This window comes from Marinobacter sp., from assembly GCF_041686475.1.
GTDB lineage: Bacteria > Pseudomonadota > Gammaproteobacteria > Pseudomonadales > Oleiphilaceae > Marinobacter.
Map to the genome: position 1 here is coordinate 3,692 of NZ_JAWLDU010000029.1, position 8,115 is coordinate 11,806.

Genomic DNA, 8,115 nt, shown 5'->3' on the forward strand with positions numbered 1-8,115 from the left:
AGCATCTCTAGCACTGGTGGGAGGGACTGCTCAGAAATGTGGAGCGCCAGGGATGGCGCGACCAAGCCCTACATGGACGTATTTACGGGCGTTTTCTGAGCAGTGCCTCCCACCGGTGCGAGCCCGCCAGATCAGCAGGCTGCAGACCAGAGGCAAACTCCCAAGCCTACTTAACCTTGGGGTCCAGCTCCCCGGAAGCATAACGCTCGAACATGCGCTCGAGGTTGACCGGTTTGATCTTGCTGGCGTTGCCGGCGGTTCCGAAAGCTTCATAACGTGCGACGCAGACTTCCGTCATCGCCTTCATGGTTTCCTTCAGGAACTTCCGTGGGTCGAATTCGGCCGGATTCTGGGCCAGGAAGCGGCGGACGGCGCCGGTGCTGGCAAGGCGCAGGTCGGTGTCGATGTTGACCTTGCGCACGCCATGCTTGATGCCTTCCACGATTTCCTCAACCGGCACACCGTAGGTTTCCGGAATCTCGCCGCCATATTCGTTGATGATCTTCAGCCACTCCTGGGGCACGGAGCTGGAGCCGTGCATGACCAGGTGGGTGTCCGGGACGCGGGCGTGGATGGCCTTGATCTGGTCGATGGCCAGGATGTCACCGGTCGGTGGACGAGTGAACTTGTAGGCGCCGTGGCTGGTACCGATGGCGATGGCCAGGGCGTCCACGTGGGTTTTCTTGACGAAATCCGCGGCTTCTTCCGGGTCGGTCAGCATCTGGCTGTGGTCCAGGGTGCCCTCGGCGCCGATGCCGTCTTCTTCGCCGGCCTGGCCGGTTTCCAGGGAACCCAGGCAGCCCAGCTCGCCTTCAACGGAAACGCCACAGGCATGGGCCATTTCCACGGTGCGGCGGGTGACGTCAACGTTGTAATCATAGTCGGTGGGCGTTTTGCCATCTTCACCCAGGGAGCCGTCCATCATCACCGAGCTGAAGCCCAACTGAATGGAACGCTGGCAAACAGACGGGCTGGTACCGTGGTCCTGGTGCATCACCACCGGGATATGAGGAAACTCCTCAATGGCCGCCAGAATCAGGTGACGCAGGAAAGGAGCACCGGCATATTTGCGAGCACCGGCAGAGGCCTGAACGATCACCGGGGAGTTGGTCTTGTCAGCCGCTTCCATGATGGCGCGCATCTGCTCAAGGTTGTTCACGTTGTACGCCGGCACACCGTAACCATGCTCGGCGGCGTGGTCCAGCAGTTGCCGCATCGATATCAGGGCCATGGGGTCAGTCTCCTTGCTAAATGAATATGTAGTCGCGTACTTGCTCAGTGTTCGCGAGCCAGGGAGCGGGCAAGCTGTGCGGGACCGTAAAAAACATGGATGTTTTTTACGAGCCTACAGGGACGTATTTACGGCGTGTCCCGCACAGCTTGCCCGCTCCCTGGCGTCATGCACTCAATGTATTCAGGCGCCGCGTTCTTCCAGTACGGCGACAGCCGGTAACGTTTTACCTTCCACGAATTCCAGGAAAGCACCGCCGCCGGTGGAAATGTACGAGATTTTGTCACTCACACCGTACTTGTCAACGGCGGCGACGGTATCACCACCGCCAGCGAGGGAGAAAGCATCGCTTTCGGCGATGGCTTTCGCCAGGGACTCGGTGCCGTTGCCGAACTGGTCGAATTCGAAGACGCCGACCGGGCCGTTCCACAGGATGGTTTTGGAGGACTTCAGCAGGCCGGCGAATTTGGAGGCGGTTTCCGGGCCGACGTCGAGGATCATGTCGTCTTCGGTGACGTCGTCGATTTTCTTGGTGGTGGCCTTCGCTGTTTCGGCGAACTCGCTGGCAACCACCACATCCACCGGCAGCGGGATTTCAACGCGGGAGGCGATTTCCCGGGCGGTATCGATCAGGTCATGCTCACACAGGGATTTGCCCACCGGGTGACCGGCAGCGGCCAGGAAGGTGTTGGCGATACCACCACCGACGATGATGGAGTCGCAGACTTTTTCCAGGGCATTCAGTACGTCCAGCTTGGTGGAAACCTTGGAGCCACCAACGATGGCGACAACCGGTTTGGCCGGGTTATCCAGGGCCTTGCCGAGTGCTTCCAGTTCTGCCGCCAGCAGCGGGCCGGCGCAGGCTTCGGGAGCGAAGCGGGCAACGCCGTGGGTGGAGGCCTGGGCGCGGTGCGCGGTGCCGAAAGCATCCATCACGTAGACGTCGCAAAGGGCCGCGTACTTTCTGGAGAGCTCTTCGTCGTCTTTCTTTTCACCCTTGTTGAAGCGGACGTTTTCAAACAGAACCACTTCGCCCGCGGCCACATCAACGCCGTCCAGGTAATCGGTGATCAGGCGGACTTCATCGCCCAGCAACTTGCCCAGGTGTTCAGCAACCGGCTTCATCGAGGAGGCTTCGTCATAAACGCCTTCTTCCGGGCGGCCCAGATGGGACATCAGCATAACGCGGGCACCGGCGTCTTTCGCGGCCTTGATGGTGGGCAGCGAGGCGCGTATGCGGGCGTCGCTGGAGACTGCTCCGTTTTTAACCGGTACGTTCAGATCTTCACGAATCAGTACCCGCTTGCCGGCGAGGTCAAGCTCGGTCATTTTCTTGATAGCCATGGCGTTCATCCCTAAGTTTGTGGAACAGGTATGGGGTCTGACGCCATGCGGGGTCAGACCCCTTTGTCAGTGGCCGGACAGCCAGTGTTTGCTAACGTCCAGCATCCGATTTGCGAACCCCCACTCGTTATCAAACCAGCAAAGCACCTTCACCATGGTGCCGCCGGTAACACGCGTCTGGCCTCCGTCCACGATGCCGGAATGAGCATCGTGGTTAAAATCGGAGCTGGCCAGAAGCTCGTCGGTGTAGCCCAGAATGCGTTTCAGCGGGCCGTGGGCGGCGTTTTTTAATAGGTTATTCACCGCCTCCACCGAGGTGCTTTCCCGAACGTTCACCACCATATCAATGGCCGACACATTCATGGTTGGCACCCGCATGGCAACAGAGCTGAATCTGCCTTCCATATGGGGCAGCAGGCGTTCGATGCCTTTGGCAAGGCCGGTGTCCACGGGAACAATGTTGTGCAATGCGCTCCGGGTGCGGCGCAGGTCCTGGTGATGGTAGGCGTCAATGACGGGCTGGTCGTTCATGGCAGCGTGGATGGTGGTGGTACTGCCCTGCTCCACGCCCAGTGCCTCATCCAGTATCTGGATAACCGGCACCAGACAGTTGGTGGTGCAGGACGCTGCCGCAACGATACGATCCGTTTCCGTCAGTTGCTCCTGATTCACACCATAGACCACGGTGCGGTCGACATCGGATTCCGCTGGCTGCGAGAACAGCAGCCGGGCAGCACCGGCGTTCAGGTGCTGCTCTGCAGTTGCCCTGTCAGTGAACGCGCCGGAACATTCCAGTACCAGGTCAATGCCCAGCTCGTCCCAGGGCAGTTCCGAGGCATCGGCGTAGCGAACCACGCGGATGTGGTCACCATTCACCACCAGGGAATCGCCCTCAACCATGATTTCACCCTGGAACCGACCATGGGTGGAGTCGTAGCGGGTCAGGTGGGCAATGGTGTCGATATCCGCCAACTCGTTAATCGCGACCACCTGCAAGTGGTCGCGAAAACTGTTCTCATAGAGCGCCCGCAAGACGCACTGGCCAATACGGCCGTATCCATTGATGGCGATGCGAGACAGTGCAGCGGTGCTCATCAGGCTTCCAGCAGCTCCCCGGCGACGGCGATAACGTTGTCCACGGTAAAGCCGAATTCCTTGAACAGCTCCCCGGCGGGTGCGGACTCACCAAAGGTGCTCATGCCCACCACGCGACCGTCCAGACCAACGTACTTGTACCAGTAGTCTTCAATGCCGGCTTCGATGGCAACACGGTTGGTCACTTCCAGCGGCAGGACTTCCTGCTTGTAAGCGGCACTCTGGGCATCGAAGGTGTCAGTGCTCGGCATGGAAACCACGCGAACCCTGTTCCCTTTCTCCCGCAGTGCAGCCGCCGCGTCCTGGGCCAGGCCGAGTTCGCCGCCGGTGGCAATCAGGATCAGATCCGGGGTGCCTTCGCTGTCAGACAGAATGTAGCCACCTTTGGCCACGTTCTGCAGCTGGGTCGCGTCACGATCCTGATGGGGCAGTCCCTGGCGGGAAAACACCAGGGCCGTGGGGCCGTCGGTACGCTCAAGCGCCGCCTTCCAGGCAACGGCGGATTCAACGGTATCCGCCGGGCGCCACATGCTCATGTTCGGCGTGGTCCGCAGGCTGGCCATCTGCTCAATCGGCTGGTGCGTGGGGCCATCTTCGCCCAGACCGATGGAGTCGTGGGTGAATACATAGATGGAGCGCTGCTTCATCAGTGCCGCCATGCGCACGGCGTTGCGGCAGTATTCCATGAAGATCAGGAATGTGGCGCCGTAGGGCACAAGGCCACCGTGCAGGGCAATGCCGTTCATGATCGCGGCCATGCCGAATTCGCGAACGCCGTAGTAAATATAGTTACCACTGGCATCCTCTTTGGTCACCGGCTTGCTGCCATCCCAGATAGTGAGGTTGGAGCCGGCCAGGTCGGCGGAGCCACCCAGCAGTTCCGGCAGCAACGGGCCATAGGCGTTCAGGGTGTTCTGGGAGGCCTTACGGCTGGCGACGGTTTCGCCTTTGTCCTGGCACTCCTGGATGTAGGCCTGGGCCTTCTCGGAGAAATCCGCGGGCAGCTCACCAGCCATGCGCCGTTTGAATTCAGCGGCCAGTTCCGGCTCTGCCTTTTCGTAGTCGGCAAACGCCTGTTCCCACTCAGACTGGGCAGCGGCGCCTTTTTCGCGGGCGTCCCAGCCAGCGTAGATTGCCGACGGAATCTCGAAGGCACCATGATTCCAGCCCAGCTTTTCACGGGTCAGGGCAACTTCGTCTTCGCCCAGTGCAGCGCCGTGGCAGGCTTCAGTGCCTTGCTTGTTGGGCGAACCGAAACCGATAATGGTCTTGCAGCAGATCAGCGTGGGCTGGGAGGTGTTGGCCCGGCCCGCTTCAATAGCACTGCGGACCGCTTCCGGGTTATGGCCGTCGACCTCGGGAATTACCTGCCAGCCGTAGGATTCAAAACGCTTGGGCGTGTCGTCGGTGAACCAGCCGTCCACCTCACCATCGATGGAGATGCCGTTGTCGTCATAGAACATGATCAGCTTGCCCAGGCCCAGTGTACCTGCCAGGGAAGACACTTCGTGGGAGATACCTTCCATCAGGCAGCCATCGCCCAGGAAGGCATAGGTGTAGTGATCGACAATGTTATGGCCAGGGCGGTTGAACTGTTCCGCCAGGGTTTTCTCGGCCAGTGCAAAACCAACGGCATTGGCAATACCCTGCCCCAGTGGGCCGGTGGTGGTTTCAATACCTGGTGTGTAGCCGTATTCCGGGTGCCCCGGAGTTTTGGAGTGCAGCTGACGGAAGTTCTTGATGTCGTCTATGGAAACGTCGTAGCCACTCAGGTGCAGCAGGGAGTATTGCAGCATCGAGCCGTGGCCGTTGGACAGCACAAAACGGTCGCGGTTGGCCCACTTCGGGTTGACCGGGTTGTGGCTGAGGAAATCATTCCAGAGTACCTCGGCGATGTCCGCCATACCCATGGGCGCGCCCGGGTGGCCGGATTTGGCTTTCTGAACCGCATCCATGCTCAGCGCGCGAATGGCGTTGGCGAGATCTGTGCGAGATGGCATTGACGTTTTCTCCAGTTTTGGTCGGCAATAAGGTGAACTGATAAAAAGAAGGCGCGTATTTTCGCCGATTAGTGACCACCGGGGCAAATCGGCGTCACTCTTTTTACATCTGTTTCAGGAGACAGCTTTCAGAGGCAGGAATTTTGGCTGATTTTTCAAACAGATCTAAAGCTATATCAATTTATTTTGATATAGATATTGATTGCCCGGCCAGACATCCCTAAACTTTCTTCCCATGACATCCCTGACCACACACACAAATGAACTGTCCTCAGTGGACGCCCTGGCACCGATCTACAAGGCGAGCGGTGATCCATTGCGCCTGGAGATTCTGCGTGTGTTACGCCGGGACACCTTTGGTGTATTGGAGCTGAGCCAGTTATTCGGCATGCGCCAGTCAGGCATGAGCCACCACCTGAAAGTGATGCACAAGGCCGGCCTGCTGGAACCCCAGCGCGAAGGCAATGCCATTTTTTACCGGCGGCCGCTGAATCTGGAAAGCGACAAGCTGACGGACCAGACCATCCGTCAGGTTTTCGAAACCGTGGACCGCATTCCCCTGCCTGAGCATCTGCAGGGAAAAATAGAAGCCATACGCAACCAACGCGCCGACCAGTCCCAGGCTTTCTTCGCCCGCTACGCGGAAAAATTCCGCGAACAGCAGGAACTGATTGCCGCGTTCGAACTGTACGCAGATCCGGTGGCAAACCTGATTCGCAATCGATCTGCCCGGCACGACTGGAAAACCGGCCTGGAAATCGGCCCCGGCGAAGGCGCGTTCCTGCCGGTGCTGTCGGAAATCTGCGAGCATGTTGTAGCGCTGGACAATTCCCGCGACATGCTGGCCAAGGCCACACGCACCTGCATCGATGAGCGCCTGAATAACGTTGACCTGATTGAAGGCGTAACCGATAACCTGCTGGCCCGGGGGGATGACTTCGACCTGGTTGTGGCGAACATGGTGCTGCACCACGTTCCCAGCCCCGCAGACATCTTCCTGGACGCCTCAGCCCTGATCAAAACCGGCGGTTGCCTGGTAATCAGCGACCTTTGCAGCCACGACCAGGACTGGACCAAACAGGCCTGCGGCGACCTGTGGCTGGGCTTCGAACCGGAAGAACTCACCACTTGGGCCGCCGACGCCGGGCTGCTGGCTGGAGAGTCCCTGTTTATCGGTCTGCGCAACGGTTTTCAGGTGCAGGTGAGGGAATTCTGGAAGAACCCCGAGTCTGCCTGAAACCAGAAATAAAACTGTATCAATTTTTTTTGATATAGGATTATGCAGACTCTGAAAACTGATTTACGATACTGACATCATCACAGCCGGCAGCAACCCAAGATTTAAAGCCGGCACGAATTTGCAACGCTCACAGAGGAGCAACCTATGTCTGATTACAGCATCTTTACTTCAGAATCGGTTTCGGAGGGCCATCCTGACAAACTGGCAGACCAGATTTCCGATGCCGTACTCGATGCCATCCTCGTGGACGACCCCCATGCACGGGTTGCCTGTGAAGCCATGGTGAAAACCGGTGTCGCCATCGTCGGCGGTGAAATCACCACCAGCGCCTGGGTTGACCTGGAGGACCTGGTGCGGGACGTAATCAAAGACATCGGCTACACCTCCTCAAAGGTCGGCTACGACGGCGACACCTGCGGTATTATCAACATCATTGGCAAGCAGTCGGTGGATATCGCCCAGGGCGTTGACCGTAAGAAGCCGGAAGACCAGGGCGCCGGCGACCAGGGCCTGATGTTCGGCTACGCCAGCAACGAAACCGACGTGCTGATGCCGGCCCCGATCACCTTCTCGCACCGGCTGGTCCAGCGCCAGGCTGAAGCCCGCAAAAGCGGCCTGCTGCCCTGGCTGCGCCCGGACGCCAAGAGCCAGGTGACCTGCCGCTACGAAAACGGCCAGGTTTCCGGCATCGACGCCGTGGTCCTGTCCACCCAGCACGACGAAGACGTGTCCCAGGCCGACCTGAAAGAGGCGGTGATGGAGTTGATCGTCAAAAATGCGCTGCCACCCGAGCTGCTGCACAAAGACACCCAGTTCCACATCAACCCGACCGGCAAGTTTGTCATCGGCGGCCCGGTAGGCGACTGCGGCCTGACCGGCCGCAAGATTATCGTCGACACCTACGGCGGCATGGCCCGCCACGGCGGCGGCGCCTTCTCCGGCAAGGACCCGTCCAAAGTGGACCGCTCCGCGGCCTACGCCGGCCGTTACGTGGCCAAGAACATCGTTGCCGCCGGCCTGGCGGAGAAGTGCGAGATCCAGGTGTCCTACGCCATCGGCGTGGCGCAGCCAACCTCGATCTCCCTGAACACCTTCGGCACCGGCAAGATCAGCGACGACAGGATCATCCAGTTGGTCCGCGAGCATTTTGACCTGCGCCCCTATGCCATCACCAACATGCTGGACCTGCTGCACCCGATGTACCG

Annotated in this window: 6 protein-coding genes; 2 read left to right on the forward strand and 4 right to left on the reverse strand. The window is 59.4% G+C overall.

Translation table 11 applies throughout. The annotated features are described in order from the left end of the window. Positions 1-166: 166 nt before the first annotated feature. The 4 genes from fba to tkt form a co-directional block, all read right to left on the reverse strand. Positions 167-1,231, reverse strand: coding sequence for a class II fructose-bisphosphate aldolase (fba, locus tag ACESMB_RS08590; RefSeq protein WP_372926237.1), 1,065 nt, complete (start codon positions 1,229-1,231; stop codon positions 167-169). A gap of 183 nt (positions 1,232-1,414) precedes the next feature. Then, positions 1,415-2,575: a phosphoglycerate kinase gene (locus ACESMB_RS08595; RefSeq protein ID WP_372926236.1), complete on the reverse strand. Its 1,161-nt coding sequence runs from the start codon at positions 2,573-2,575 to the stop codon at positions 1,415-1,417. Between the two features lie 66 nt (positions 2,576-2,641). Further along, positions 2,642-3,670 (reverse strand): type I glyceraldehyde-3-phosphate dehydrogenase, encoded by a 1,029-nt coding sequence (gene gap, locus ACESMB_RS08600; RefSeq protein ID WP_372926235.1) that lies wholly within the window; start codon positions 3,668-3,670, stop codon positions 2,642-2,644. Next, complete coding sequence (gene tkt / locus ACESMB_RS08605; protein WP_372971334.1) at positions 3,670-5,670, reverse strand: transketolase; 2,001 nt, start codon at positions 5,668-5,670, stop codon at positions 3,670-3,672. Before tkt ends, gap begins: the two co-directional genes overlap by 1 nt. Before the next feature lie 235 nt (positions 5,671-5,905). On the opposite strand from tkt, the gene ACESMB_RS08610 reads away from it, so the two are divergent. After that, a complete protein-coding gene (locus ACESMB_RS08610) occupies positions 5,906-6,907 on the forward strand; it encodes an ArsR/SmtB family transcription factor (RefSeq protein WP_372926233.1) in 1,002 nt (333 codons plus the stop codon). Between the two features lie 147 nt (positions 6,908-7,054). Beyond that, on the forward strand, positions 7,055-8,115 hold a 1,061-nt coding region (gene metK, locus ACESMB_RS08615; RefSeq protein WP_372971335.1), incomplete at its 3' end, for a methionine adenosyltransferase.

What these genes read in the sequence shown, in the direction of transcription:
- tkt (WP_372971334.1), bottom strand. Translation starts at nt 5,670, where the DNA reads ATGCCATCTCGCACAGATCTCGCCAACGCCATTCGCGCGCTGAGCATG.
- ACESMB_RS08610 (WP_372926233.1), top strand. Translation starts at nt 5,906, where the DNA reads ATGACATCCCTGACCACACACACAAATGAACTGTCCTCAGTGGACGCC.
- fba (WP_372926237.1), bottom strand. Translation starts at nt 1,231, where the DNA reads ATGGCCCTGATATCGATGCGGCAACTGCTGGACCACGCCGCCGAGCAT.
- gap (WP_372926235.1), bottom strand. Translation starts at nt 3,670, where the DNA reads ATGAGCACCGCTGCACTGTCTCGCATCGCCATCAATGGATACGGCCGT.
- ACESMB_RS08595 (WP_372926236.1), bottom strand. Translation starts at nt 2,575, where the DNA reads ATGGCTATCAAGAAAATGACCGAGCTTGACCTCGCCGGCAAGCGGGTA.